The following is a 26,160-nucleotide window of genomic DNA, read 5'->3' on the forward strand; positions in this document are numbered from 1 at the left end:
GGGCTCACGCGAGCATTCGTGGCGGTGTTAGCCCGGGTCCCTTGAGGGACCAGGGGCAGACGGTTCGAAGAACAGATTCCAGCTGCCAGTTGGCCAGACTCCAGTGGCTACTTGCAGGTATGGACGTCTTTGGCGACGAGGCAGGCCTGGTCGTAGTACTTCACGCCGTTGAGCTGCTGGTACTCGAGGACGGTGTGGAGGCCGTCGGCGGTGGGTGTGGACTCGAGGGTCTTGTGGTCTCCGGTGGTGGGCTTGCCTTCCTTGAGGGCTTCGGTGGCGACGCGGCCTTTGAGAGTGCCAACGGAGGGCATGTCGATGCCGAGAATGTGGGCGATGGTGGGGACGAGGTCGATGTTGCCGAAGGGCGCTTCGTCGGCGTAGTGCTGCTTGAAGTCGGGGCCGATGGCTGCCATGTTGTTGAAGGTCTGATCGCGTGCGAAGCCGCCGTGCATGCCCTGGCCTTCCTTGAGCGTGTTGTCGGAGAGCTGGATGCCGGATTGCAGGTTGCCGGGCTCGAGATAGAAGTGCCTGAACGCGACGGCGATGGCGGGGCGCGGCACCTTGCTGTGGCCGACGAGGCCGATGTCGCTCATCTTGAGCGCGCCGGCGCAGGCTGAGGCGTCGGCGCAGTATTTGTCGTCGACGAAGATGCCGCCGACGTAGTCGAGCGAGGCGAGGACGCCGATGGTGTCCTTGATGAGCGCGGCGTCGTTCGAGGGGAAATACAGCAGGTCGGAGCCGCCGTTGGTGGCGACGATGAGCTTCGCGTCCTGGCCATCGAGGCGGGTGACCTTGTCGCCGAGCAGGGCGCTGCCACCGGACGGGAAGTGCGCCTTGTCGGTGAGCGGGACCTGCTCGTAGACGGAGGCGGTGGTGGTGGAGCGCTTGGCGGCGTCGAAGACGTGGAGGCCGAGCTGCGCGCCGAGGTCGAGCGCGAGGAAGCCGGTGGGGAGCATGTGCTCCTGGTCGTGGGCGAGAGGGTTGGAGGCGTCGTCCTGCATGCCAGCGGCGGGCGCGGAGGTGGTCGCGCCGGAGGCGTCGATCTCGCGACGGCTGATGGTGGCGAAGCCGTGATCGCTGGTGACGAGGACGTCGGTGTTGGCCTTCACGTCGGGATGCTTGTCGAGCCAGACGAGCAGTTCGCCGAGGCAGCGGTCGGCGTTGCGGAGCGCGAGGGTTGATGTGGGGCCGTTGATGCCGGGCGTGAGCGCGAGTGGACTGTCACCCTGGTTGTGCTGGGTGGCGTCAGGATCGCGGGACCAGAAGAGCAGGACGAAGGGCGCGGGCTTTTCGTCCGGGGATTGTGGCTCCTTCGTAAACATGGGCAGGAGGACCTTGGTGGTGACGTCGGCCATCCACTGCTGCTGGGTGAAGTTGGCTTGGAGGGTGCCGGGATTCTTCGCATCGCCGGAGAAGCCGTTGTTCCACTTGGAGCCGTCGGGATAGCCGTTGCTGCGCGTGGGGGCTTGGGTGGGAAGGCCAGCGGCTTCCATGGTTTCCTGCACGTCGATGGGCAGGACGAGGCCGGCGTCGGTGCCGGTGGAGTCGTCGATGACGATAGCGCCTTTGCTGTCGATGAAGCCGGTGGGATCCCAGGCGAGGGAGTCGTTCTGCTGGATGGCGGTGGGGCCGAGCTTGCCGACGGAGGCGACGTGGAAGCCCTGTTCGCGGGCGACGGAGAGCAAAGTGCGCTCGCCGAGGTAGTTTCCGTCGAAGACGGCGTTCATGTCGGCGAGGACTTCGTCGTTCTCGAGGAAGGGCGTGAGGAAGCCGAGGCCGGTGGTCTGGTCGGGTCGCGCGAGCCAGGCGCCGGGCCAGATGACGTTGGAGTAGTCGCCGGTGTCGCCGAGGCCGTGGCCGGTGGCGATGGCGGAGGCGTTGGCGGTGGTGAAGGTGGGGAAGACGGAGTGGCTGTTCGCGAAGTCGACGCCTTCGTGACGGAGCTTGTAGAACGCGGGCATGGTCTCGGGTGTGACCGAGTTACGGCGAAGGCCGTCGGCGACGAAGATGATGATGTTGTGGCGCCTGGCGTGGGGCTTTGCGGGCTGGGACGTTTCCTGCGCGGAGAGAGCGGCGGCAAACAAAGAGGCAGAGAGACACGCGGAGAGGACACGCGAAGGGGCTTTCAGGCGGGGCATAGGTCAAGGATAGGCACGGTGTACGCGGGACCGAACTTCTGTTTGGCAATATTCACGAGCGCGTAACGATAAGGTTCTTCCCTGTCGAGTCCTGCTGTCATATATCATGAGATATAGCAGGTGCGATATGGCGAACCAGGACAAGGCGAAGGTGTTCATGAGCGGTCGCAGCCAGGCAGTGCGGATCCCGGCGCGGTACCGCTTCAAGACGGACGAGGTCTTCATCCGGCAGGACCCTCATAGCGGCGTCATTACGCTGTCCGAGGCAGCTCCGCGCAGGCCGTGGGGCAAGCTCTTCCACGCACTGGATGAGGCTATCGAGAGCGAGGGCCCGCTGGAGATCGAGCGCGATGAACGCGAGGCTGCCGAGCGCGATGCGCTATGAAGGCTGCGCCGCTCTACCTGTTGGACACGAACACAGTCTCGTACATCCTCAACGGGCGCTCGGCGGAGGCGCGGAAGACGATGCAGCAGCGGTCGGCACACTCCGAGATCGCGATCTCGACGATTACCGAGGCTGAGGTCCGCTACGGATTGGCGCGGAAACCGTCGGCCACGCTGCTGCGGAAGCTCGTGGAGGAGTTCTTCGGCAGCCTGCAAGTGCTGGCGTGGGACAGCGCGGCAGCGGCAGCTTATGCCGATTTGCGTGAGCAGCTCCGGCGAAGTGGGCGGGCGCTCTCCGCGCTGGATATGCTGATCGCGGCACACGCCATCAGTGCTAATGCGGTGCTGGTGTCCGCTGATGGGGCATTTGCAAAGGCCGGCCCTCCTCTGCATACCGAGAACTGGGCGACAGATCTCTAAGGCCACCCAACTCCGGCGGCCGGGTCCTGTATTCTGAAGGTTCCGCGCCCGCGGCCGGTTTTGAGCAGCATCCGCGCCGGACGGTGGCGACCCCAGACCTACGCATGAGTGCATCTTCTTCCCGAATCGTTCCTCGCCCGCGCGTGCTCTCCGGCATGCGACCCACGGGCCGGCTGCATCTTGGCAACTACATGGGCGCACTGCACAACTGGGTGCGGCTGCAGCAGGACTACGACTGCTACTTTTTCATCGCCGACCTGCATGCGCTGACGACGGATTATGCAGAGCCTGGGGATGTACGGGAGAAATCATTCCAGATTGCGCTGGACTTTCTTTCGGCCGGGCTTGATCCCGAGCGCTGCGTGATCTTCAAGCAGTCGGATGTGCCGGCGCACTCAGAGCTGTTCCTGCTGTTCGGCATGTTTACGCCGGTGGCATGGCTGGAGCGCGTGCCGACGTACAAGGACCAGCAGGCGCAGCTGGCCGAGAAGGAGTTGAATACTTACGGCTTCCTGGGCTATCCATTGCTGCAGGCCGCGGACATCCTGCTGTACACGCCGGACTTTGTGCCGGTGGGCGCGGACCAGGTGGCGCATGTGGAGCTGACGCGCGAGGTCGCTCGCAGGTTCAACCAGCTGTATCCGGGCGAGTTCCTCCTGTCTCCGGATGCCGCGCCGTGGGAGATGCCGGCGATTCTGGAGAAGGCTCGGAAGCTGGCGGGCGAGCCCAAAGAGTCGACGCGTGCCGAGTTCAATGCGAGCCATCTTTACGCAGCAGCGCAGGCGACGAAGAAGATCTCGAGCTTTGGGCGGAGGGAGATTCTGCCTGAGCCGCAGGCGCTGCTGACGCCTTCGCCGAAGCTGCCGGGGCTGGATGGACGCAAGATGTCCAAGAGCTACAAGAACCACATTGAGCTGAGTGAGAGCGACGAGAGCCTGCGCGCGAAGATCAAAGGCATGGTGACCGACCCGGCGCGGGTGCGGCGTGACGATCCGGGCGAGCCGGACATTTGCCCCGTCGGTGATCTGCACAAGGTGTTCTCCAGCGAAGAGACGATGTTGAAGGTGTATGACGGCTGCCGGTCGGCGTCGATTGGGTGCATCGAGTGCAAGGGCTGGGTGGCGGATAACATTGTGACGATGATTGCGCCGATCCGCGAGCGTCGTCACGAGTTGGAAGCGAAGCCGGAGTATGTGAACGAGGTGCTCGCCCGTGGCCGCGACCGTGCTGCAGCACGCGCGAACAAGACGCTGGATGATGTGAAGCACGCGATTGGGATTGCATGAGCATGAGCGAAGAACAAGTGCGCGAAGAGCAACCCGAAGAAGAGATCACGAGCGCTGAGCAGGCGACGCCGGAGGTCGTGGTTGAACCTTCGGAGGAAGCTGTGACTCCGCGCGAGACGCTTGTGCTGGCGCCAAAGCCTGTGCCTCCTGCGCCGGAGCCGAAGAAGGTTGCGAAGGAAAAGCCAACGCCCGAAGAGGCATCGCAGTCTCCGTTTTCGATCACCATCGGGCAGGTGTATGACGGGCCGTTCGATCTGCTGCTGGATTTGATCCGCAAGCAGAACCTCGACATCTACGACATTCCAATGTCGAAGATCACGGCGCAGTTTCTGGAGTACACGCATCACCTTCGCGAGGCGGATGTGGATGTGGCGGGCGAGTTTGTGTATGTGGCGTCGATGCTGATCCACATCAAGAGCAAGACGCTGCTGCCGCGCGATCCGATGGACGTGGCTGCGGGAACGGATGAGGATCCTCGGCGCGAACTGGTGGAGCGGCTGCTGGAGCATGAGCGCTTCAAGGCAGCGGCGCAGATGCTGCAGCAGAAACAGATGCTCGAAGATGCGAGCTGGTCGAAGCCAGGGATGCGGGCGTTCCTGCGCGAAGAGGGCTTGGATTCGCCGGATGGAGAGCGCGAGATTGCCGCAACCACGAATGATCTGCTGCTGGTCTTCCGCGACATACTCAATCGGCTACGAGAGCGTCCGGTGCACTCGATCAACGAGGACTCGGTAACGGTCGCGCAGATGATCGACTTCGTGAAGCGCCGCTTGTTGATGGAAGAGAAGCCGATCAGCCTGCGCAAGATGCTGAACAACGTGAGGAGTGAGCGGGCGCTGATCTGCACGTTCCTGGCGATGCTGGAGCTGGTGCGGCTGCAGGCGATGTTGCTGCACCAGACGGAGGTCTTCGGCGACATCCTGCTGAAGAAGACGGAGCACTTCGACCAGGTATTTGCGGATCAGGCTGCGGTGCGGGACGACTGGGGCTGAGCAGGGGCGGCGAGCTTCTTCCGGCGTGCCGTTGACCGTTCCCGCCGTGCCTGTTGGTCCATCCATTTACGGGAGCCCATCAGTCCGCCCAACACACCCGGTAGCCAGATGCCTTCCTCGAGAGCTGGAAAGAACAGCTCGTATCCGGCCGCGTTGATCTCTATGTTCTTCAACGCGGACGGCTTCGCGTTTTCCAAGGCCTGGAGGCGGGAAGGATCGAGAGCTATCTCCAAACCATCGCTCAGCGTGACGAGGAGCCGGCGAACCTTCGGAGCGTAGGCCGCAGCGACAGCGTGAGGCACGTGACGCTGCATGTCGCGCATGCTGCGCCCAGCTGCCTTCCATTCGCGTTCAGTTGCCATGCAGTTCCCTCCACGCTTCGCACAGTAGGGTCAGGTTATCACCGACAAATTCCTCGAGGCGACGGATCGTAACGCGGCTCAGACGCGTCCGTCCTCGCAGGCGGACCTTCTTTGCCTGGCAATCCAACTCAAAGACGACGAGTTCCCTGCCCTTAACCGCATGAACGTGGATCGGAAGATGATCTTCGGTGTAGATCATGATGCGGAAGCCGAGAAATCTCAGGATGGTCGGCACGGCGGAAGTCTAACCGAAAACCGAGCTAGAGAAACAGCTCCATGAAGACATCGGCGCGCTGGTAGGGCGAGGGCCTGAGTTGTTCTTTGGGGACGTCGCGAAATCCTGCGGCAGTGTAGACATGAATGGCTGGCAGCAGGGCGTGGTTGGTTTCGAGGTAGAGGCGGGTGGCTCCGATGTTGCGTGCGGCTTCGACGATGGCGTGCATGAGTTGGTGGCCGATGCCGAGGCCGCGTGCGGTTGCGGTGACGCCCATCTTGGCGACTTCGTATTCGCCAGGCGCGATGGGGACCAGGGCTACGGTGCCCAGTGCGATGCCATTCCGCACGGCAAAGAAGATGCGGCCGCCCTTGCTGAGGATCTTCTCCTGGGGATGCTGGAGTGCGTACACGTCCGGTGGCTCGAGCTTGAAGTAGAGAGTGATCCACTCTTCGTTGAGGCGGCGGAAGGCGTCCTCGTCGCCGGGCTGGAATTCGCGGATTGTCACCTCGCTGCGCTGGGTCTTTGGATCTTCGGCTAACAGGTCCATCGGTCGATCTCCTCTCTTTCAAAGTACGCACTCGTGCGGCGATACGTCCAATCACTGAAAGCTATCCATTGATAGGATTTGTGTATGACTGACGAGATCGAGCTGCGGCACCTGCGGTACTTTCTTGCGGTCGCGGAGACGCTGCACTTTACGCGGGCGGCGAAGCAGTTGCACATTGCGCAGCCGGCGTTGAGTCAGCAGATTCGCAGGCTGGAGACGCTGCTGGGGCATCCCCTGTTTGTGCGTACGACGCGTGGCGTGCAGATGACGGATGCGGGTACGCTGCTGGCGCAGAGGGCGCGGGCGACTCTGGCCCGCGTGGACGATGACCTGGCGCAGGTGCGGCGCGTGGGGCGCGGCGAAGAGGGCACGCTGAGCGTGGGCTTCAGCGGGTCCGTGATGTTTACGGAGCTGCCGGCGGCGATCCGGCGATTTCGGAAGCGGTATCCGAAGGTGGAGTTGCAGCTGCGCGAGATGTGGACTTCGGCGCAGGTGGAGGCGTTGCGTGATGGGGCGCTGGATCTTGGCTTTCTGCGCGATGGCGAAGGCAGCGAGGGCCTGACGACGAGCACGCTGCTGCGCGAGCGTTACATTGCGGTGTTGCCGGAGTCGCATGCGCTGGCGGCGAAGAAGACGTTGCGCGTGGCTGACCTGCGGGATGAGCCGTTTGTGCTGTTCGCACGGCACATGGGGCCGCTGGCGTTCGATCGCACGGTGGCGTGCTGCGAGCGGGCCGGGTTCCGGCCGAATATTGTGCAGCTGACGCCGCAGTTCCCTACGCTGTTCCGGTTGGTAGCTGCGGGCATTGGTGTGTCGCTGGCGCCGGCGTGTATGACGCAGCTGATCGTGCCGGGCACGGTGTATCGCGAGGTGGCGAGTGCGTCGCGGACGAGCATTGATCTTGCGATGCGGCCCGGACTGGCGAGTCCGCTGGCGGAGAACTTTTTGCGTATCGTGCGGCAGCATCTTGGAAAGAATGAGCGTGGGCTGCGTTAGGCTAGAGTCATCAGCTCAAACGAAAGACCCGCCTGAATAGGCTCCCGGCATTATTTCCTCAGCGGCTAAAGCCGCGTTGTCCTCACTGCCTTATGGCGGGATTGAAGTCCCGCCCTGACAAAACCGGGACTCGTTCCGAGGCCCGCTCACTTCCCCTCGGGAGACTTCATGCGCCTCCATCGTCTTCGTGTCTCGCTGCTCGTTACGCTGGCGGCGTTACTTGTTCCCAACGTGCGTGCGCAGCAGAAGCCCTGGCCGATTCGGGCGGTGGTGATTGCCACGTTCGAAGTGGGCAAGGATACGGGCGATGTTCCGGGGGAGTTTCAGTTCTGGGTGGAGCGAGAGCACCTGGATGAGGTGGTGGAGTTCCCGGGCGGGGCGAACCTGCCTGAGGGTCAGCATGCGCTGCGGACCAACAAGGACCACACCATGCTGGGCATGCTGAGCGGGACGACGCTGGTGAACGCGACGGCGAGCATGATGGCTCTGGGGCTCGATCCTCGCTTCGACCTGACGCATGCCTACATCCTGATCAATGGGATTGCGGGCGTGGATCCGAAGTGGGGATCGATTGGGTCGGCGGCGTGGGCGCGATATGTGGTGGGCGATGTGGTGCGCGAGATCGATCCGCGCGAGATGCCGAAGAGCTGGCCGTACGGCTGGTTCCCGACGGGAGCGACGGAGCCGAATCCTCCGCGGACGGATGCGCCGACGTGGCATCGGTCGAACTTATATCCGATGAACGTGAAGCTGGCGGAGTGGGCGTATGCGCAGACGAAGGATTTGAACCTGGGCGATGACGACAAGGTGAAGGCATTCCGCGAGCAGTATGTGGGCTTTCCAAATGCGCAGAAGCCGCCGTTCGTGGGGCTTGGCGAGAGCTTTGCGAGCGACTACTACTGGCATGGGGCGATCATGAACCAGTTTGCGGAGGACTGGGTGCGGATGTGGACCGATGGCAAGGGCACATTCGCGATGACGGAGATGGAAGATTCGGGATTTATGGGAGCGATCGAGCGGCTGGCTCCGATGCATCGCGTGGATGCGCAGCGCGTGATGGTGCTGCGGACGGGATCGAACTTCGACATGCCGCGACCGGGACATGAGCCGGTGGAGTCGCTGACGGCGCCGTATATTGGCGGCAAGCTGGCGCTGGAGTCGGCGTGGCTGTGCGGGTCGACGGTGCTGCATAAGTTGATGGCGGACTGGCCGAAGTACTACGAGCACGTGCCGGGGGAGTAGGCGGTTGCTGTAGAGGTACGAGGTCTCCAGGTTTTGAGGGATGAGTGACCCTCGTTATTGTCGCGTTGATGGTCCTACAGCGCGCGGTACTGTCCGAGCTTGATCGCTGGCACATCGAGCGCGACGCGGAACATCCCCGCGGGGCCGTACTCGGTGAAGCGAAGGAGGTCTCCCGCACAGACTGCGCCCTTGATTGGCAAGGTGTCGTACATGACGGGATCGGCTGCGTTCCCGATGACATTCTTTAGCGCCGCCCAGGTGTCGCCGCTGCATGTCTTCGCTTCCACGCGGACGGGCGCGAACTGTTGGTAGGCGTGCCGACAATAGACCGTTCCATGGACCAGCGAGCAGAGCCCGTTCTTGGGTCCGGCAAATGTATCTGCCGCGACACTCTGGATCACGGGCAGAGGACGCAACTCGTCGGCGGCGAGTTCCAGATGCAGGTGCACATCCGTGTTTGCGAGGCGTTCGAACATAGCCATCGGCATGATGAAGCCAATGGCATGGTCGCTGACCATTGCGTCCTGCCAAGGTGGGGCGTAGTGGATTCCGGCCCCGTCGAGTTCGATCTCGAGATGCGCGTCGCGGACTTTGGCGTCGGCGGGCCAACCCTGGATCTGCACGGGAAGTTTCACCTCAACCTGGTTGCGAGGGATGCGCACCTCATCCTCGCGACGCTCTTCGTAGGGCATGGAATCCGTAAGCACCAGCCGTAAGGAATCACGCAGCGGATATTCCGCGCGGATCCATGACTTGATGGGGGCTCCGAAGCCGGCGGCGCCAACGCCAAAGAGCATCAGCAGACTGAAGGCGAGGACTCCCGCAACCGCGAGGCGCGAGTACACGGTGCGACGCCGCGCATACTGGTAGATCAATATCGCCAGCATCAGGACAGCAAACAAGGCTCCGAATAGCGCCAACGCATTCGGCGGAGAGACTCGTTCCTGCGTGTGCGACAGCACGAACGTGAGCAGCCCTGCCCAGGTGACCACGATGGCCACGAGCAATGTGAACATGGAGGCGAGGTTCTTCGTAACCGAAGCCAGGACGAAGAAGGACAAGAGCATCTGGATTGCAAAGCGGAGCAGCAATTTCGTTCCGGCCTTCGCCGCGAACGGAGGCAGTCCGCCCTCCAGCAGGAGAACCCACTGCATCGCGACGAACGGCAACGCTACGCACACCACCACGAACATTGTCTTGGCCAACAGCAGCGAACTCCAGCGATAGGGCCGGGTGATCCAGAACTGCTCTTCCCCCACGAGGCTGTCCGCTTGTACCGCTCGCGTAATCAGCACCATCCACAACACAGGCATCAGCTGGCTCAGCAGGGAGACAAACATGGTGAGGAATGGATTCGGGGGCTTTCCCGGCCACGTCTGCGGCGCGGCAATGGCGTAGGCCGCGAGCAGCAGGAGATACACGCCCTGCTCCATCCGCAAGTAGCGCACATCCTTCCAGAAGATCAGGCCGATCTGTTTCATGCGCGGTCTCCCTTGTTCAGCGCGAGGAAGATGGCGCGCAGATTCATAGGCTCGGACTGGACCTGCAACGCGTCCGGCATCAGTTCGCGGATTGCGCCTTCGTGATCCTCGACGTTGGCCTGCGTGTCGACGAAGCGGAGCATCGCGCCGTTCGCCTCCGCAGCGGCACATCCTTGAGGGAGCTTTGCTTTTGCAGCCTCTGCGGTCTCTCCTTCAAACGTCACCGTCACTTCACGACACCGCTCGAGGAGCGACTCGATGGGCTCGGCGAAGGACAACCTGCCGGCACGCATGAAGGCCACATGGGTGGCGAAGGTCTCTATCTCATCGAGATCATGCGATGAGATGACCACGGTCGTCTCCATGTCATGGGTGCGGTCCAACAGCGTTTGAACGAACTCAGACCGCACGGCGGGATCGAGGCCGGAGAAGGGTTCGTCCATGAGAAGAAGCTTGGGCTGAAAGGCGAGCACGCTGGCGAGGGCGAGCTTCATCCTCATGCCGCGCGAGAGGTGCTTGATCTTGCGCTCGGGAGGAAGCTGCAGGTCGCGGAGCAGGCCGGCATCGTTCCATCGGGGATACAAGGGGCGGAGATGCTGCATGAGCTGCCCGACGGTCATCCACTCGGGCATCTCCTGGTTTTCGGAGACGTAGCCGATGCGGGTGAAGACATCGCCGCGCAGGTCTACGGAGGGTATTCCGAGTACGGTTGCGTGGCCGGATGTGGGTCGAAGGATGTTGAGCAGCAGTTTGATGAGCGTCGTCTTGCCCGCGCCGTTGTGGCCGATCAGCGCGAAGATTGCGCCTTGCGGCACGCTGAGGTCCATGGGCTGCAACAACGTTGCTTTACCGATGCGCTTGCTCAAGCCGTGCACTTCAATCGCGAGGGATTGGGAGATCACTGATAGGTCTCCTCGCGAGCGGTGAGGCGTTTCCAGTGCTTCTCCAGCGCGGCCGTTACCTGATCGAGGTCGATCGAGAGGCGCTTGGCCTCGACGACCAACTGTTCGATCTGCCCATTCAGCAACTCCGTCCGTTCGGTTGAACTTGAGCCTGGAAGCTTCGCGACGACCGTGCCAATTCCGGGTCGAGACTCCAGCAGGCCGTCACTGAGCAACTGCGCAATCACTTTATGCGCCGTGTTGGGATTGATCTTCAGCTCGCGCGACAAGGTGCGCACAGAAGGAAATGGATCGCCGACGCGCATCTGTCCTGCCACGATGGCTCGGGTGGCGGCATAGACGGCCTGCTCATAGACCGGGACGCCGGGTTTTCCTGTCAATCGGAATGGAATCATGTGTACTAGTACAGATAGTACACTGCGCGGATGTTGTCAACAGCGTGCGCGATGAGACTTAGCGCGAGCTGTAGAGGTGCGAGGTCTTCAGGTTTCGAGGGATGAGGGAGCTGGTCGTTCGCAACCGGCATCGAGTTTGTCGGCGCGTTTCGATGCGCTGGGGTTCGCCAGCCTGGTTTCCACCCTCCTTGCACAGGATTTCCGGAGCGAATTAACGGGAATCCAACGGGGTTTTCCTGAATGTTCACGAGACTTTCAAGGTCGGCGTTACGGGCCGGGGCTAGGCTGGGTTCGCGCTCCCCTCATCCTCTGTACGAAAGAAGAACAAAGAACATGGCTACCAGCCCTGTCTCAGATCCAGTAGACGCACTGCTCGCAGAGCCGCAAGGATCGCTGCTCGACACCAAGTTTGCGCATAGCTCGCCCGGTAAGTGGGGCGCGATCGTGTTTGCGGGCGCGATGCTGGTCGGCGTGATCTATATCGGCCGCAATATCTCCACGGACCTTGCGCTGGTGCATTCGGCGAACGTGTTTCCGTTCATCCTGCTGGGCATCGCGTTGTTCATCGCGCTGGGGTTCGAGTTCGTCAACGGCTTCCATGACACGGCCAACGCCGTGGCGACGTGCATCTACACTCACTCGCTGGAGCCGCATGTGGCGGTGGTGTACTCGGGCATCCTGAACTTCATCGGCGTGCTGTTGAGCTCGGGTACGGTGGCGTACTCGATCGTGCAGCTGCTGCCGGTGGAGCTGATTCTGCGGGTGAGCTCGGGCTCGGGCTTTGCGATGGTGTTTGCGCTGCTGGTGGCGGCGATCCTGTGGAACCTGGCGACGTGGTGGAAGGGTTTGCCGGCGTCGAGCTCGCACACGATGGTGGGCTCGGTGATCGGCGTGGGCATCATGAACCAGCTCATCCATGGCCGTTCGGGCATCAGCGGCGTGGATATGGACCAGGTGATCAAGGTCTTCAAGGCGCTGCTGGTTTCTCCGCTGGTGGGCTTCGTGATGGCCGGCCTGCTGTTCCTGCTGTTCAAGCTGGTGGCGCGCGATCCGCGGCTGTACAAGGCTCCTGAAGGCACAGAGCCGCCGCCGTTCTACATCCGCCTGCTGCTGATCGGCACGTGCGGCGGTGTGAGCTACTTCCACGGATCGAACGACGGCCAGAAGGGCATGGGCCTGATCATGCTCATCCTGGTGGGAACGGTGCCGACGGCCTATGCGCTGAACCACACGGTGAGCGTGAAGGATGTGCAGACGTTCACGGCGGTCTCCACGCAGACGCAGAACACGCTGCACAACTACGAGACGCAGGGCATCACGATCGGCGACGCGCAGACGGAGCTGGAGCGGTTTGTCTCGGAGAAGAAGGCCGAGCCGCAGACGGTGCTGGCGCTGGAAGAGATGGTGGGTGACATCCGCAACGAAGCGACGAGCTATGGCTCGCTGGCGACGGTGCCTCCGGCGATGCAGGCGAACGTCCGCAACCAGATGTACCTGACCAGCGCGAGCTTGAACCTGCTGACCAAGGCGGGGCCAAAGATGAGCGCGGACGATACCAAGGTGCTGGCGAACTATCGCGGCTACCTGGATCGCTCGACCAAGTTCATCCCGACGTGGGTGAAGGTGGCGGTCGCGCTGGCGCTGGGCCTGGGAACGATGATCGGCTGGAAGCGCATCGTGGTGACGGTGGGCGAAAAGATCGGCAAGACGCACCTGACGTATGCGCAGGGCGCGGCAGCCGAGATTACGGCGATGATCACGATTTGGGCGGCGGATGCGTACGGCGCCCCGGTGAGTACGACGCATGTACTGAGTTCAGGCATTGCGGGCACGATGGCGTCGAACGGGAGCGGGCTGCAGGCCTCGACGGTGCGGAATATCGCGCTGGCGTGGGTGTTCACGCTGCCGGCGGCGGCGCTCCTTTCGGCGGGGCTGTACTTCGCGTTCAACAAGATGGCGGGTGGCTAGGCCACCATCGCGCTACCGCAGCGACCTGAACCAGTGTCAAGGGCGGCCGATGGCCGCCCTTGTTGCTTTTCTGGGGCATGTTGATTTCGCGGGCGAAATTGACGCGGGCCAGACGATACACTCGGTACTGCATACGCATGAGCCTGAAATCCAAGATTGAAGCCGTTATTTACGCCTCCGAAGAGCCAGTGACGCTGGTGCAGCTGATCGGGCTGCTGAGCGAAGAAGCGCAGGCCGAGCTGGACGCGATCGCCGCACAGCAGGCGGAGCTGGCACTCGATGGGACTGCCGGCGCGCCGGAACCCTCGTCCGAGCACACGGACGTGCCGACTGCAGCGGAAGATGCTGCGGACGACGAGTCGACGCCCGCTCCTGATGCGGATGCGCTGAACGCCGAGGTGCTGGAGCCGTCGGAGACCACGGAAGAGCTGGAGGGCGAGCCCTCATCGCCTGAGGTCGAAGAGGGTGGCGAGGCTGATCCTGCGGGCGATGCCGAGGCAACGGAAGATGCTGCCGAGGCGGCGGTCGTCGAGGAGATGGCCGACGCGATTGAGGCGGAGGAGGCTTCCGCCGAGGAAGCGGCTGCCGAAGCTGGTGGGGATGAGGCTGTGGAGGTCCAGGAGGCTGGGACGGAGGTCGGCCACGAAGTCTCGCCGGAGGTTGAGCCCGAGATCGAGATCGAGAGTGAGCCTGCTGAGGCAGAGCCGGTTGCGGCCGAGGCGAGCCATGAGGCGCCTGCTTCGCTGGCGGAGTTTCGGCAGACGACTCCGGAAGAGGATGAGGCCTACGCGAAGGCGTGGGCGCGGGCCAAGGAGCGGGAGCTGCGCAACTACCTGCGATCGCTGGTGGACCAGCTGATTGCGGAGTATGCGAACTCGGATCACGGGATTGAGATTCGCGAGGTGGCGGGGGGCTTCCGGTTCTCGACGAAGCCGGAGTATCACGACGCGGTGCGCGGGTTCATCAAGTCGCTGAAGCCGCCGATGAAGCTGTCGCTGCAGGCCCTGGAGACGCTGGCGGTGATTGCGTACAAGCAGCCGATCACGGCGCCGGAGATCAGTGAGATTCGCGGCGTGGATTCGGGCGGCGTGGTGGGGTCGCTGATTGCGCGCAAGCTGGTGACGACGGCGGGGCGCAAGCAGGTGATCGGCCGGCCGATCCTGTACAAGACGACCAAGGACTTCCTGGTGCGGTTTGGACTGAAAGACATCAACGAGCTGCCGAGCATCGAAGAGTTTGAGAAGATGGCCGGCGAGCTCGCAGACATGGAGCCGACGCAGGAGGAGATTCCGATGGATGTGGTCGGTGATGCGGAAGCTGAGGATACGGCCGCGTTGCGCGAGGCTGCGGAAGAAGCGGAGCCGATGGCGGATGAGCATGAGGCGCAGGCCGATGGTGTTCCCGACGGGGACGAGCCAGAGGAATCGGCTGGCGAGGATTCCGAAGACTTCAACGTGGACGCGGATGTGAATGTGTCGATTGATGCCGATCTGAAGCCGTTTGAGCACTCGGAGCTTCCCGCAGAAGGCGCGGATGAAGCTGGCGACGAGGACTCCGATGCGGAAGCCGAAGCGGATGCAGAAGCCGAGGAGCGTGCGGAGGAAGAGGGTTCGGCTGGCGATGTGGACGAGATCCTCGTCGATGGGCGGATCGCCGGAGTGGAAGGCGACGCTGCCGAGGAAGATCCTTCGGAGGCTGAGGCTGAGATTCAGGCGGAAGAGGGCGCGGAGTAGCGCGTCCTGATTCCGCCAGGCGTTGCCGCATAGAGTCTTCTGAGACCTTGTACCTGTACAGATGCTTTGTCTGTAGAGGTGCGAGGTCTTCAGGGTTTAAGGGGCGAGTGCGTTGGGGCCGCGCTGGTGGTAGCGTAGGCAGCATGTCTCCGCCACGAGTGGTTTCCGCGGACAACACGCCCTCGCAGACTCCTGAAGAGGTGGCTGCGGCGCTTGAGAGGTTCCTTGCGACGCATCGTGATGCTGCGGTGCTCGAAGATGGCAAGGTTGCATTCGACCTTCGCAACGCGCAGTACAAGCTCTCCACCGAACATGGCCGATGCACGCTGCACCTTTGGAGCGGCGAGCGCAGCGTGGTGAGGACGGTCGTCGCGACGGAAGAGCGTGGGACTTCGCTGCGGCTGACGACGCAGCGTGTGGGGCATGCGCAGACCAAGCAGATGGAGATGGTTGCGGCGAGCGACTCGCGCGCCATGAAGAAGACGGCGACAGTGCGCGATAAAGCGCGCAGTGAGTATCAGCGTGCGCTGGAGCGATTGTTGCCGCGGTTCTTTCCGGAGTGGAAGCCTGAAGGTCTGCGCACGGCGATGGACCTGGAGCGGAGTTTCGGGCCGGCGTATCTGCGCGGGTCGCTGGTGCGCGGGTCGCGGGCGTGGGCTCTGGTCGCGGTGAGCGAGCACGAGAGTGCGGCGATCATCGATGGCGCGCTGACGGTCGGCATCCTGTGGCTGGATCATTGCCGGCAGCGCGGCGATGGGCGCGTGTTGTATGAGGGCCTGAAGCTGATTGTGCCGCGTGGGGCGGCGATGCTGACTGCGGCGCGCATGGCCTGGCTCAACCCGAAGGCTGCGCAGTGGGAGTTGTGGGAGCTGGATCGCGTGCACGAGGAGCTGACGCAGCGCGACCTCGAGGACCAGGGCAATCTGCGGACGCGGCTGATTCATCGGCCTGATGAGCGCGCGGCGCAGGAGCGCTTTGCACGGGCGATTGAACAGGTGTGCGAGCTGGCGCCTGAGGGCGAGAGCGAGCGCATGGAGCAGCATCTGCGGAGTTCGACCGAGCTGGCGTTTCTGCTGCATGGACTGGAGTTTGCGCGAGCGCGCATTGAGCCGACATCGGTGGGCTTTGGGCATACGCTGAAGCTCACAGTGGGCGTGGGCGCGAATGAGACAGAACTTAGTTCGGTGACACGCGATGAGCTTCGCGAGCTGGTGGGCGATTTGTTTGCGCGACGTCGCGCGACGATGCCGGAGGTGGACTTCGGTGCGCGGCGAGGGCAGTTGAGCGGGCGGATTGGGTCGGCGACGAAGACGGACGCCGCGCATGCGCGGATGAATCTCGGCGTGACTGCGGGCAAGCGCCGCATACCCACGTCGCAGGATCCGCTGTATCGCGCAGCTCCGGAGAAGTGGCTGGAGAGTGTGTTGCGCGCGGACTTGAAGCCGCTGACGCGAGGGTTGGCTCCGCGGCCTGATTCGCTGTCGGCTCCGCATACGAGCACTGCGAACGAAGATCCGGACACGGTTGGCAATCGTGCGGACGATGCGACACAGGCTGTGCGAGGGAACGCGTGGGCTGACTTGCGCGCGCGTTCTACGCAGAAGACGGGGATCATTGCGCGGCTCGATCCGCAGCATTTGTATACGCAGGTTTCGGCGATTGCGGGCGCGGGAGACAAGGGGTTGCTTGATCTGCTGGGCGTGACCAGCGATGGACGGCTGGCAGTGATCGAGATCAAGGCCGATGACGATATGCACTTCGCGCTGCAGGGGCTCGACTACTGGGTCCGGGTACGGCATCATCACGTGACTGCGCCGGATGCAGCGACGGGCATGGGCGAGTTTCAGCGGCATGGATACTTTCGCGAGGTGGAGCTTTCTCCGCTGGAGCCGCGACTGTTTCTGGTCGCTCCCGCATTGCGGATTCATCCGGCGACGGAAGTGGTGCTGCGGTATCTCTCGCCGCGCGTGCCGTGGGAGCTGCTGGCGTTGGATGAGCGGTGGAGGCAGCAGGTGCGGGTGGTGTGGCGGAGGAGTGGGGGGAAGGCGTAAGGACGACGGGATTCGCGAGAGAAGCAGATCCCCTGCGGGGATGACAACAAGAAAAGCAAGAACATCCGAAAAGTGCAGGAGCTCCCAAAATCGCGAAAAGCTCAACAGTTAGCGGTTTGCGGTGGTGTGCCTGCAACGGCTATGCTGGCTGCGATGAAACTCTCTCGCAGATCTGTTTTGATGGGCGCTGGCGCGGTAAGCGCGGCGTCGATGATGAAGTCCAATGTGCTGCTTGCACAGACGGGCGCTCCTGCAGGTGCGCCGGATGCTTACGCGAAGCCGAAGCCAGATCTTGCGGGGCCGGTGCTGCCGACGTGGGAGAGCGTGCGCGACCACTATGCGACGCCGAAGTGGTTCAACCCGGCGAAGGTGGGGATCTTCATCCACTGGGGGGTGTACACGGTGCCGGCGCATTCGAGCGAGTGGTATCCGCGTTACATGTATACGACCGAGGTGAAGTGGCACACGGAGCACTATGGGCCGCCGGACAAGTTCGGTTACAAGGACTTCATCCCGATGTTCAAGGGCGAGCACTTTGACGCGGATGACTGGGTAACGTTGTTCAAGGAGGCGGGGGCGCGTTATATCTGCCCGGTGGCGGAGCATCATGATGGCTTCGCGATGTGGGACTCGGCGCTGACGCCGTGGTGTGCAGGCAAGATGGGTCCGAAGCGCGATGTGATCGGCGAGATGGCGAAGGCGATTCGCAAGCAGGGGCTGACGTTTGCTTGCTCGACGCACAGGATGGAGCACCACTGCTTTATGTATCCTGCAGCGGGTGTGCCGAACGATCAGTTCGATCCGAAGTGGGCTGGGTTCTATGGGCCGCCGATCGACGAAGGGATGAATGGGCCGAATGCTAGCCAGGCGTTCCAGGAGGATTGGCTGGCGCGGATCCAGGAGTTAGTCGATAAATACCAGCCCGAGATGCTGTACATGGATAATGGCGTGAACCCGCGACAGTATGACCCGATCAAGCTGCGGGCGGCGGCGTATCTGTTCAGCCGCGCGAAGGAGCAGGGCTATGAGACGACCCTGTGCACGAAGCAGTGGGCGTACCTGTTCGGCAATGTGTATGCGGCGGAGAGCAGCGGCGGCGCGCCGCAGTGGATCTATCCGGGAGCGTGGCAGTGCGATACGCCGATTGGCAACTCGTGGGGATACATCAACAACCTGCAGGTGTCGAATGGGTATCAGCTGGTGAACCAGTTGCTGGCGATCGTGAGTTGCGGCGGCAATTACATGCTGAATGTGTCGCCGCGCGCCGATGGCGTGATTCCTGACGATCAGCGGGCGTCGTTGCACGTGATGGGCGAGTGGTTGAAGCGCCATGGCGAGGGCATCTATGACTCGCATGCGTGGAGTGTTCCGGGCGAGGGGCCGCATGTGCCGCAGGAAGTTCCGCAGGACTGGCGCGGATATCCGACGGCGATGGATATGCCGCGGGTGAAGCGGAATAAGTATCCGGAGCGCAATCCCACGAGCGCGGACTTTCGATTTACGCACAAGCCCGGCGCGATTTATGCGTTTGGGTTGAAGGCTCCTGAGACCCGTGAGGTGAAGCTGTTTACGTTCCGCAGGGGTGTTGCGAAGATCGAGCGGGTCGCGTTAGTCGATGGGGCTCGGCCGTTGAAGTTCCGGCAGACGGACGAGGCGCTGGTGATCGAGGCGCCGCTGGAGGCGCTGCCGAAGGACATGCCGTATGGGCTGAAGCTCGAGGGCAGCGTGGCGATTTGAGAGTGCAGGACATATCGAGGTTCCCTATGCAAAGGCTGCAACCGGCCGCCTTTGTGTTTTCCGACCCATTTTTTGCTTAGGAGAAACTCTTTCGCGCTGGCCATCCAGATCCCGTGCGTCCCGAACGCCGCGGGTGACATCGAACCAAGCACAAGGAGAAATTTTCCGATGGCGACAACGACGGCAGTGGCAAAGACATTCAAGCTGGGTGGCGAGCTGGAGATTCACAGGCTCGGCTATGGCGCGATGCGCATTACGGGTAAGGGCATCTGGGGTCCGCCGGCGGACCTGGAGAACGCGAAGGCCGTGCTGCGGCGCGCGGTGGAGCTGGGCGTGGACTTTATCGACACGGCGGACAGCTATGGCCCAGCGGTGAGCGAGCCGTTGATCGGCGAGACGCTGGCGCCTTATAGCAAGGGCACGATCATCGCGACCAAGGGCGGACTGACGCGGCAGGGACCGGACAAGTGGCTGCCCGTGGGCCGGCCGGAGTACCTGACGCAGCAGGCGGAGATGAGCCTGCGCTGGCTGAAGAAGGACACGATCGACCTGTGGCAGCTGCATCGCATCGACCCGAAGGTGCCGGTGGAGGAGTCGCTGGGCGCGGCGGTGAAGCTGAAGGAGCAGGGCAAGATCCGGTTCATCGGGCTGAGCGAGGTGACGGTCGAGGAGATCGAGCAGGCGCGCAAGGTGACGGAGATTGTGAGCGTGCAGAACGAGTACAACATCGGCAATCGCAAGAGCGAGAAGGTGATGGAGTACTGCACGAAGGAAGGGATCGCGTTTATCCCGTGGTTCCCGGTGGCGTCGGGCAAACTGGCGGAGCCGGGCGGCAAGCTGGATAAGGTGGCCAACAAGCATGGCGCGACGGTGTCGCAGCTGTCGCTGGCGTGGCTGCTGCACCGCTCGCCGGTGATTTTGCCGATCCCGGGAACGAGCTCGATTGCGCACCTGGAGGAGAACCTGAAGGCCCAGGATGTGGTGCTGAGCGAGGACGAAATGGTGGAGCTTGAGGCGGCGGCGAAGTAAGACGTCGCTACGACCGAACAGCAAACGCTAAGGACGCGAAGTACACCAAGGTGCGCCACGGTATTCGTGGCGCACCTTGGCGTTTTTGTGGGCCTGAGTTGATTGTGGCGACGTGCTTGCCTTACAACTCAACCCCACGCGGCAGGTGCGGCGTCTAGCTCTGCGTCGGGCTCGGGAGCGAAGTGAATTTCCTGGGACTCGAGGGCGTCGGAGCCTAGCTTGTCGGCGAGCTTTTCGCGTTCGGCGAAGAAGTCGTCGACGCGGGACATGACTTCTGCGCCGCGTTTGGAGTCGAAGATGCCGCGGCGGAGGGCGGCTCCACCGGGGACGCCGTGGGTGAACCAGCTGGCGAACTGCTTCATCTTGCCGATGGCGTCGCGCTGGGCGGACTCGTGGTGGCGGCGGAGGCGCCTGGCTTCGTCGATCTCGGCTTCGGAGCCGGATTCGTCGTAGTCGGGATTGGGATGCTCTTCGACTTCGGCCATGAGGCGATCGAAGTAGTCGCGGATCATGCGGTAGCGGTCGGCGTCGGTGGGGCGCGTGTACGTGCCGACGCCGGTGGCGAGCTGGCTGGCCGTGTACTCGGCGATCTGGCGGAAGATCCAGGGGTTGCCGGGAGCGGCGCGGCCGATCATGACGGCGTCGCAGTGGGTGGCGGCGACCATGGCGACGGCGTCCTCGGGGGTGCGGATGTCGCCGTTGCCGATGACGGGAATCTTGACGGCATCCTTGACGGAGGCGATCCACTCCCAGCGGGCTTCGCCGGCGTAGCCCTGCTCGCGGGTGCGGGCGTGCAGGGCGACGGCGTTGAGGCCGCAGTCTTCAGCCATCTTCGCGAGCTCGACGCAGACGATGTTGGTGTCGTTCCAGCCCATGCGGAACTTGACGGTGAAGGGGATGTTGACGGCGGCGCGGACTGCTTCGAAGATCTCGCGGATCTTCGGGAGGTCGCGCAGGAGGCCGGAGCCTCCATTGCAGGCGACGACGCGCTTGGCGGGGCAGCCGAGGTTGAGGTCGACGATGTCGAAGCCGGCGTCTGCACACACACGCGCGCTTTCAGCGAGCGTGACGGGGTTCGACCCGAAGAGCTGCGCGCTGATGGGGTGCTCGTCCTCGTAGTAGGTGAGGTAGCGCTTGCGCTTGGATTCGCGCATGCGGGAGAGGCCGTCGGCGGAGGTGAACTCGGTCATGATGAGGCCGCAGCCGGAGGTCTCGTTCGACGTTGCGTCTTCGACGCACGTCGAAGAGGGTCCAGGGTCCAGGGCCAAGGGTCCAGAAGACAGCGGATCGGCACTCTGGACCCTGAGCCCTGAACGCTGAGCCGTGGCCGCCGAGTACATGCTGGCGTTCTTGATGAAGCGGCGGAAGACGGTGTCGGTGACGCCGGCCATGGGAGCGAGCACAGTCGCAGGAGCGATGCGAATGGGGCCGATGTGGAACTCGGCGGGCACACGGGCCTGGGCCGGCATGTTGCGGGCCTCGGTGGCGAAATCAGATGTCCAGCGCTTATCCATAGATACAGAAGACGAGAAACGAGATGCGAGAGACGAGATGCGAGAGACGAGATGCGAGAGACGAGATGCGGTTCGTCACAACTGTCTCTTCCAGTTTACCGGGCGGCGGCGGGTGCGGGACCGAGCGTTGCGGAGTGGACGTTGGACGCAGATGGGGAAAATTCGTGACCGGCGGCGGGAAATATTTTCTGCGACGCCGCAACTTCGCCAACCTGCCGGGTTAGTGCCGGAAAGTATTCTCTGCAATCTGAGGAATACCGGTTGGTTTGGGCCCCTGGTTCCACGACGAATTTCCGTCGCAGCACCGCACGCGTGTCACTGTGCGCAAGTGCCGGACGGTGCAGCCATGGGCCGAAATACGGTGCGCCGCTCGCGACGCCCGCAGCCGGACGCCCCGTTCGTTGTGAGCGTCTTCGTCGTGCTTTATGAAAGCAGTTCAGAAGAGAAGTTCATTTCCGTTCCGGGGGCACGTCCATGAAATGCAAGCTGTTCCTCACGCTTCTGGCGGCAGCGGCCGTCACGACCACCTCGGCCGCGCGGGCCGATCAGCTGATCCCCGCAGGCTCCGTCATCAGCTGCACTGTCGCGGAGGGCAAGATCTCCTCGAAGACGGAGCACGTGGGTGATCCCGTGCTGTGCACGCTGGGCCACAGCGAGGCCTATGGCCGAAGCTCGTTCCCGTATGGCAGCTACCTGATCGGGCACTTTGCGGCGTTCAAGGATCCGGGCCACTTTGTGGGTAAGGGCTGGATGGAGCTGGACTTCGACCGCATGGTCGTGCAGCCGGACACCATCATTCCCGTCAATGCGCGGGTGATCCAGGCGGCCAACTACAAGGTGGACGACCTGGGCCGCATCGACGGCAAGGGCCACGCGGTGAAGGATACCGTGATGTGGCTGATCCCGGTGTTGTGGCCGATCGACCTGATCAATCTTCCGCGGCGCGGTCCCCGGCCGGTGTTGAAGCCTGAGGACCGGCTGACGCTGAAGGTGATCGACGACTTCGGGATCCCGACGCCGCAGGAGAATGCCGTGCGTAACCCGGCGATTGCCAGCCGCGTGACGGCAGACGAGCCGACGTATCAGGATTACCAGTCGCCGCAGCTGCAGCGCAGGCCGATGACGCAGGAGGCTGCACCGATCCAGCAGGCCTACCAGCCGCAATACGCTCCTCAGCAGCAGTATTATGCGCCGCCGGTGCAGTATGCTCCGCAACCGCACTATCAGCAGCCGGTGGTGGTGAACAACTACATCCAGCCACAGCCACGGATGGCGTATGCGCCGCGGCCGCAGGTGATTTATGCGGTTCCGCCTCCTCCGCCGCCACCGGTGGTGTACGCGCCGTATCCGTATGCGTATCGCGTGGGACCTTACGGGCCGTACTAGATGTGCTTCGGGTGGAAACAGCAAGGCCTCCGCGGGTACGAGGCCTTGCTGTTTGCTCCTGATTTTCGTTCAAATTCGCACAAACATGTCGGGCTTTGCTCGATCAAGGAAGCGTTCGACGCGTGCGGCATCCGTGGGAGGCAAGCGGAATCGTTCCGGTTTGACGGCCAGTTCCACGCTCAGCAACGCGTCCTGGGTCTCCTCGATCATCAGCAGGCCAACTCGTCCGATACCGTCGGGAGAGAACATCAGTGAACCATCACCGAGGGTCAAGCTAACGGAGTTCTTATTCACCGTCAGATACTTGAAATGCGCTGGCACATTCTTGACCTCCTCAATCAGAGCGCGGGCCGCTGGGAGACTAATTGGGTAAGACAGAAACCTCACTTCGGCAGCATGGATGTCCCCACTCCCAGCTCCATCGGCCGCTACAACATCGACGCCCTTCCATAGAGCGGACTTAGGCTCTAGATAGACGTTGGGAACCCTCAAATGTCCCCGCAAGAAATCTGCGACTGCATTTACGGCTCGGCCGTGGCGGAGGCGCGCGTTAATTTTCGGCCTTCCAATAGCTCGCACGTTGGTCATGTCTTGATCAATGGCCGTACCCATCTCTCGAACCTTTCTGAGGCAATCGCCAAACGCATTGCCACCTCGATCGTCGTCCTCTCGCCACTGTATGACACCCTGGTCTTGGCCCTGACGAGATCCTCTAAATGCTTCACTCCGTCGGATGGAATCCGTCGAGAGGAACACTGCTTCCTGGTAACTCGCACCGACTCCATATGATCTTCGCCACGGTGATGGCGGCCAGTGACCTTGGACAGGAATGCATCATTCAGGGCGATGGCGCAGTGGATGGAGACAAGCGCGAGAGCCGAAGCATACTGGGGATCGTTATCCATGAGCCGTCGACTGTCGGCCAACTGGTTGCCCCGCTCAACAAAGACCTCAACCATGGCCGGATGATACAGCAACATCAAGGCCTCCGCGGGTGCGGAGGCCTTGATGTTTGTCTGGCTTGTGAAGCTCGCTTACTTGGCGGAAGCGGCCTTCTTGGCTTCTGTATCCGCGAACTTGCGGCGGAAGCGCTCGATACGTCCGGCGGTGTCGACCAGCTTCTGCTTGCCGGTGAAGAACGGGTGGCAGGCGGCGCAGATTTCGAGGACGATGTCGCCCTTATGGGTGGAGTGGGTCTTGAAGATCGAACCGCACGCGCACTTGACGTTGATCTCTTCGTACTGGGGGTGAATTCCCTGCTTTGGCATGATGCTTTCCTTTTCGAAAGGGCGGGAGGTTCGAGACCAACCCGCTGACTTTCTATCGCTAACCCGCCCGAGAACGGTCCGCTTGCATGGTTGTCGTCCTGGAGTGTTCACGGGAAGACGGGCGATGCATCAGATTCCTGTCGCGCTCGGAGCTTGAACCGCGTCTCATCGCGGTTTCAGGTGCGTTTCTTATTTTATCAGACGCGGGTGGCGTCGAAACGACTCCAGCGCTCCATCCTGGAGAGCACGGCGGCCTCGAGGAGGAAGCAGAGCAGGATCGAGGCCGAGCTGACCTCCGCCCGCGCCACGCCCAACTTCTCCATCGCGAGGTAGATCCCGGAGAGTACCGCGACGCCAACGAAGAAGCTCGACATGGTCACGAGGACGGCCGGAAGCAGCCGGCGCAGGCGGGCGTTGCGAAGCGCGAATCCGAGCGCCGCAAGCAGGACGACCGGGGCATAGACGATGGCGTACGGATCGAAGGCGAGGCAGCTGACAACCATCAACAGGAGAGAAACCGAGAGGCTGCTCAAGGCGAGCCGGCTAAGTACACCGTAGCGCACCACAGCGAGGCCAAAGACGCCCCCGGTTCCGGCCCCGAGAAGCATGGACAGCACAAAGAGCCAAGCGGCCACAGAAGTCGGCCAGAGGGTGACGAGGGCATCCCGGTGGAGCTCGGCGTAGGGCTTGAGTCCGAAGGTGATTCCCGGGGTGATGCTCGCGATCATGAGGATCGGCGCCAGGGCGACTGCAGGAATCCATCGCCAGGTCGAGGAGAAGACCAGGCGCAGTACCGTCCGCCACACCATCGCGGGCGATGCCTGCTGCTCCGTGAGGTCGCCGACGACCTCTGCCGCACGCTCGCGCGAGGTCACGCGGCGAAGAACGAACTCTGCTGCACGGTGATTAGCCATGTTGCTCTCCTAGTAGGTTGAGACCGCGAAGAAGTTGTTGAAAGGCAAGCTGGGCGGCCGTCAGGGCATTGCGTCCGGCGGGAGTGAGGCGATAGAGCCGGCGGGCGCGGCCTCCACGCTGCGCGGTAGGTTCTCCCTCGCGCACCGTCACAAGGTCCTTTTGCTCGAGGCGCTCCAGCGTGGTGTAGATCGCCCCAGGCGCCACCACCCGCCCGGTACAGGCATGGATCTCCTCACGAATCGTCACGCCATAGGCGTCGTCCTGCAGGCGAAGGATGGCGAGGAGGACGATCTGCTCGAACTCACCGAGGGGATTTGGCGCTTTCATGTTAACTACAATGTAGTACTAATCGAGCGATGTCAAGCGGAAATATGCGGATGGCGCGTTACCGTAGCCGTAGCTGGCCGTCGTCTGGATCCTTGAGGGCAATGCCGGTGGCCTGCATCTGCTCAGCCTCGCGCAGATACCAGGCGATGCGAGCGGCGGCGTGGTCGTACGAAAGGCCCTCGGCGCGGATGTTGGAGATGCAGTTTCGCTCGGAGTCGGCGCGGCCGGGGCGGGGGTTCCAGGTGAGGTAGGCGCCGAGGGAGTCGGGGGAGCTGAGGCCGGGGCGTTCGCCGAGGAGCATGACGGTCATGCGGGCGTTGAGGGCCTCGCCGATGGCGTCGCCGAGCGCTACGCGGGCCTGGGTGGCGAGGACTACGGGGCCGAGGGTCGAGGGCCAAGGGTCAAGGGATTGGCGAAGCGCGTCGAGTAGGGGCAGGGCGTGGCGTTCGACGGCCAGGGCGGAGAGGCCGTCGGCGAGGATGACTGCCAGCTGCGGCGCGGAGGTTTGCTGCGACGCGAGCTCGCGGAGGGTATTTGCGGAAGCGGCGTCGAGCTGGCGGCCGAGGTCGGGGCGGCGGAGGTACTCGCTGCGATCGCGCGCGGCGGAACGAACGTGCAGCGAGGGGATCCCGCGTTCGTGGAGGCCGCGCTCGAGCAGCGCCACATCGAGCGGCGTATGCACGGCGTCGCGGGCCATCGCGTGATCGAGCTGGAAACGGAGATGCTCGCGTACGGCGAGCGTGTCTCCCGTGCGCGCGAGGGCGATGCGGGCGGTGGTGGTCTGCCTTGTTAGCTCGTTGGGCATGGAAGAAAAAAGTTTGATTGAGTTGGGAGCTTCGAGCTCAGAGTTGGGAGTTGAGCTCCGGGGCG

General features: G+C 62.9%; 25 protein-coding genes. 12 read left to right on the forward strand and 13 right to left on the reverse strand.

The features are described 5' to 3' along the window. Positions 1–107 precede the first annotated feature (107 nt). Complete coding sequence (locus AC5E6W_RS18110; protein ID WP_491753733.1) at positions 108–2,138, reverse strand: alkaline phosphatase family protein; 2,031 nt, start codon at positions 2,136–2,138, stop codon at positions 108–110. A 127-nt stretch (positions 2,139–2,265) separates the two neighbouring features. Here AC5E6W_RS18110 and AC5E6W_RS18115 point away from each other — a divergent pair, with 127 nt between their 5' ends. From AC5E6W_RS18115 to AC5E6W_RS18130, 4 genes are all read left to right on the forward strand, one after another. Further along, complete coding sequence (locus AC5E6W_RS18115) at positions 2,266–2,523, forward strand: antitoxin (RefSeq protein ID WP_491753734.1); 258 nt, start codon at positions 2,266–2,268, stop codon at positions 2,521–2,523. Further along, positions 2,520–2,942, forward strand: coding sequence for a type II toxin-antitoxin system VapC family toxin (locus tag AC5E6W_RS18120; RefSeq protein ID WP_491753735.1), 423 nt, complete (start codon positions 2,520–2,522; stop codon positions 2,940–2,942). The genes AC5E6W_RS18115 and AC5E6W_RS18120 overlap by 4 nt, the downstream gene beginning before the upstream one ends. Before the next feature lie 104 nt (positions 2,943–3,046). Beyond that, positions 3,047–4,228 (forward strand): tryptophan--tRNA ligase, encoded by a 1,182-nt coding sequence (gene trpS / locus AC5E6W_RS18125; RefSeq protein WP_491753736.1) that lies wholly within the window; start codon positions 3,047–3,049, stop codon positions 4,226–4,228. A 2-nt stretch (positions 4,229–4,230) separates the two neighbouring features. Beyond that, positions 4,231–5,220: a segregation and condensation protein A gene (locus tag AC5E6W_RS18130; protein ID WP_491753737.1), complete on the forward strand. Its 990-nt coding sequence runs from the start codon at positions 4,231–4,233 to the stop codon at positions 5,218–5,220. On the opposite strand, the gene AC5E6W_RS18135 is transcribed toward AC5E6W_RS18130, so the two are convergent. The 3 genes from AC5E6W_RS18135 to AC5E6W_RS18145 are packed head-to-tail and all read right to left on the reverse strand — an operon-like array spanning position 5,190 to position 6,346. Next, positions 5,190–5,582: a DUF2442 domain-containing protein gene (locus tag AC5E6W_RS18135; protein ID WP_491753738.1), complete on the reverse strand. Its 393-nt coding sequence runs from the start codon at positions 5,580–5,582 to the stop codon at positions 5,190–5,192. The genes AC5E6W_RS18130 and AC5E6W_RS18135 overlap by 31 nt on opposite strands. After that, complete coding sequence (locus tag AC5E6W_RS18140) at positions 5,572–5,817, reverse strand: DUF4160 domain-containing protein (protein ID WP_491753739.1); 246 nt, start codon at positions 5,815–5,817, stop codon at positions 5,572–5,574. Before AC5E6W_RS18140 ends, AC5E6W_RS18135 begins: the two co-directional genes overlap by 11 nt. Before the next feature lie 25 nt (positions 5,818–5,842). Beyond that, complete coding sequence (locus AC5E6W_RS18145) at positions 5,843–6,346, reverse strand: GNAT family N-acetyltransferase (RefSeq protein WP_491753740.1); 504 nt, start codon at positions 6,344–6,346, stop codon at positions 5,843–5,845. An 84-nt stretch (positions 6,347–6,430) separates the two neighbouring features. On the opposite strand from AC5E6W_RS18145, the gene AC5E6W_RS18150 reads away from it, so the two are divergent. Then, a complete protein-coding gene (locus tag AC5E6W_RS18150; RefSeq protein ID WP_491753741.1) occupies positions 6,431–7,342 on the forward strand; it encodes a LysR family transcriptional regulator in 912 nt (303 codons plus the stop codon). Positions 7,343–7,510: 168 nt separating this feature from the next. Next, positions 7,511–8,584, forward strand: coding sequence for a purine nucleoside permease (locus AC5E6W_RS18155; protein ID WP_491753742.1), 1,074 nt, complete (start codon positions 7,511–7,513; stop codon positions 8,582–8,584). A 74-nt stretch (positions 8,585–8,658) separates the two neighbouring features. On the opposite strand, the gene AC5E6W_RS18160 is transcribed toward AC5E6W_RS18155, so the two are convergent. From AC5E6W_RS18160 to AC5E6W_RS18170, 3 genes are read right to left on the reverse strand one after another with little or no spacing between them, the layout of a single operon-like run. Next, the gene (locus AC5E6W_RS18160) at positions 8,659–10,065 is read right to left on the reverse strand and encodes a hypothetical protein (RefSeq protein ID WP_491753743.1); all 1,407 of its coding nucleotides are present in this window, start codon (positions 10,063–10,065) and stop codon (positions 8,659–8,661) included. After that, on the reverse strand, positions 10,062–10,967 hold the full coding sequence (locus AC5E6W_RS18165) for an ABC transporter ATP-binding protein (RefSeq protein WP_491753744.1): 906 nt from the start codon (positions 10,965–10,967) through the stop codon (positions 10,062–10,064). The genes AC5E6W_RS18160 and AC5E6W_RS18165 overlap by 4 nt, the downstream gene beginning before the upstream one ends. After that, positions 10,964–11,347: a GntR family transcriptional regulator gene (locus AC5E6W_RS18170; RefSeq protein ID WP_491753745.1), complete on the reverse strand. Its 384-nt coding sequence runs from the start codon at positions 11,345–11,347 to the stop codon at positions 10,964–10,966. The genes AC5E6W_RS18165 and AC5E6W_RS18170 overlap by 4 nt, the downstream gene beginning before the upstream one ends. 348 nt (positions 11,348–11,695) lie before the next feature. Here AC5E6W_RS18170 and AC5E6W_RS18175 point away from each other — a divergent pair, with 348 nt between their 5' ends. The 5 genes from AC5E6W_RS18175 (at position 11,696) to AC5E6W_RS18195 (ending at position 19,880) form a co-directional block, all read left to right on the forward strand. Beyond that, on the forward strand, positions 11,696–13,330 hold the full coding sequence (locus tag AC5E6W_RS18175) for an inorganic phosphate transporter (protein ID WP_491753746.1): 1,635 nt from the start codon (positions 11,696–11,698) through the stop codon (positions 13,328–13,330). 137 nt (positions 13,331–13,467) lie between these two features. Then, a complete protein-coding gene (gene scpB, locus AC5E6W_RS18180) occupies positions 13,468–15,063 on the forward strand; it encodes an SMC-Scp complex subunit ScpB (protein WP_491753747.1) in 1,596 nt (531 codons plus the stop codon). Positions 15,064–15,206: 143 nt separating this feature from the next. Next, positions 15,207–17,114, forward strand: a complete 1,908-nt coding sequence (locus tag AC5E6W_RS18185; RefSeq protein WP_491753748.1) for a hypothetical protein — start codon at positions 15,207–15,209, stop codon at positions 17,112–17,114. A 180-nt stretch (positions 17,115–17,294) separates the two neighbouring features. Continuing rightward, positions 17,295–18,851: an alpha-L-fucosidase gene (locus AC5E6W_RS18190; protein ID WP_491753749.1), complete on the forward strand. Its 1,557-nt coding sequence runs from the start codon at positions 17,295–17,297 to the stop codon at positions 18,849–18,851. A gap of 168 nt (positions 18,852–19,019) precedes the next feature. After that, positions 19,020–19,880, forward strand: coding sequence for an aldo/keto reductase (locus AC5E6W_RS18195; protein ID WP_491753750.1), 861 nt, complete (start codon positions 19,020–19,022; stop codon positions 19,878–19,880). Between the two features lie 128 nt (positions 19,881–20,008). Here the strand turns inward: AC5E6W_RS18195 and AC5E6W_RS18200 are convergent, their stop codons facing one another. After that, positions 20,009–21,394, reverse strand: coding sequence for a tRNA dihydrouridine synthase (locus AC5E6W_RS18200; RefSeq protein WP_491753751.1), 1,386 nt, complete (start codon positions 21,392–21,394; stop codon positions 20,009–20,011). A gap of 474 nt (positions 21,395–21,868) precedes the next feature. On the opposite strand from AC5E6W_RS18200, the gene AC5E6W_RS18205 reads away from it, so the two are divergent. Next, positions 21,869–22,780 (forward strand): hypothetical protein, encoded by a 912-nt coding sequence (locus tag AC5E6W_RS18205; protein ID WP_491753752.1) that lies wholly within the window; start codon positions 21,869–21,871, stop codon positions 22,778–22,780. 69 nt (positions 22,781–22,849) lie between these two features. Here the strand turns inward: AC5E6W_RS18205 and AC5E6W_RS18210 are convergent, their stop codons facing one another. The 5 genes from AC5E6W_RS18210 to eutC form a co-directional block, all read right to left on the reverse strand. Then, positions 22,850–23,101, reverse strand: a complete 252-nt coding sequence (locus AC5E6W_RS18210; RefSeq protein WP_491753753.1) for a hypothetical protein — start codon at positions 23,099–23,101, stop codon at positions 22,850–22,852. 713 nt (positions 23,102–23,814) lie between these two features. Further along, positions 23,815–24,048, reverse strand: a complete 234-nt coding sequence (rpmE, locus tag AC5E6W_RS18215; RefSeq protein WP_491753754.1) for a 50S ribosomal protein L31 — start codon at positions 24,046–24,048, stop codon at positions 23,815–23,817. A 197-nt stretch (positions 24,049–24,245) separates the two neighbouring features. After that, positions 24,246–24,962 (reverse strand): hypothetical protein, encoded by a 717-nt coding sequence (locus AC5E6W_RS18220; protein WP_491753755.1) that lies wholly within the window; start codon positions 24,960–24,962, stop codon positions 24,246–24,248. Next, a complete protein-coding gene (locus AC5E6W_RS18225; RefSeq protein WP_491753756.1) occupies positions 24,955–25,290 on the reverse strand; it encodes a PadR family transcriptional regulator in 336 nt (111 codons plus the stop codon). The genes AC5E6W_RS18220 and AC5E6W_RS18225 overlap by 8 nt, the downstream gene beginning before the upstream one ends. Positions 25,291–25,348: 58 nt before the next feature. Next, on the reverse strand, positions 25,349–26,095 hold the full coding sequence (gene eutC, locus AC5E6W_RS18230) for an ethanolamine ammonia-lyase subunit EutC (RefSeq protein ID WP_491753757.1): 747 nt from the start codon (positions 26,093–26,095) through the stop codon (positions 25,349–25,351). Positions 26,096–26,160 lie beyond the last annotated feature (65 nt).

This window comes from Bryocella sp. (assembly GCF_058498515.1).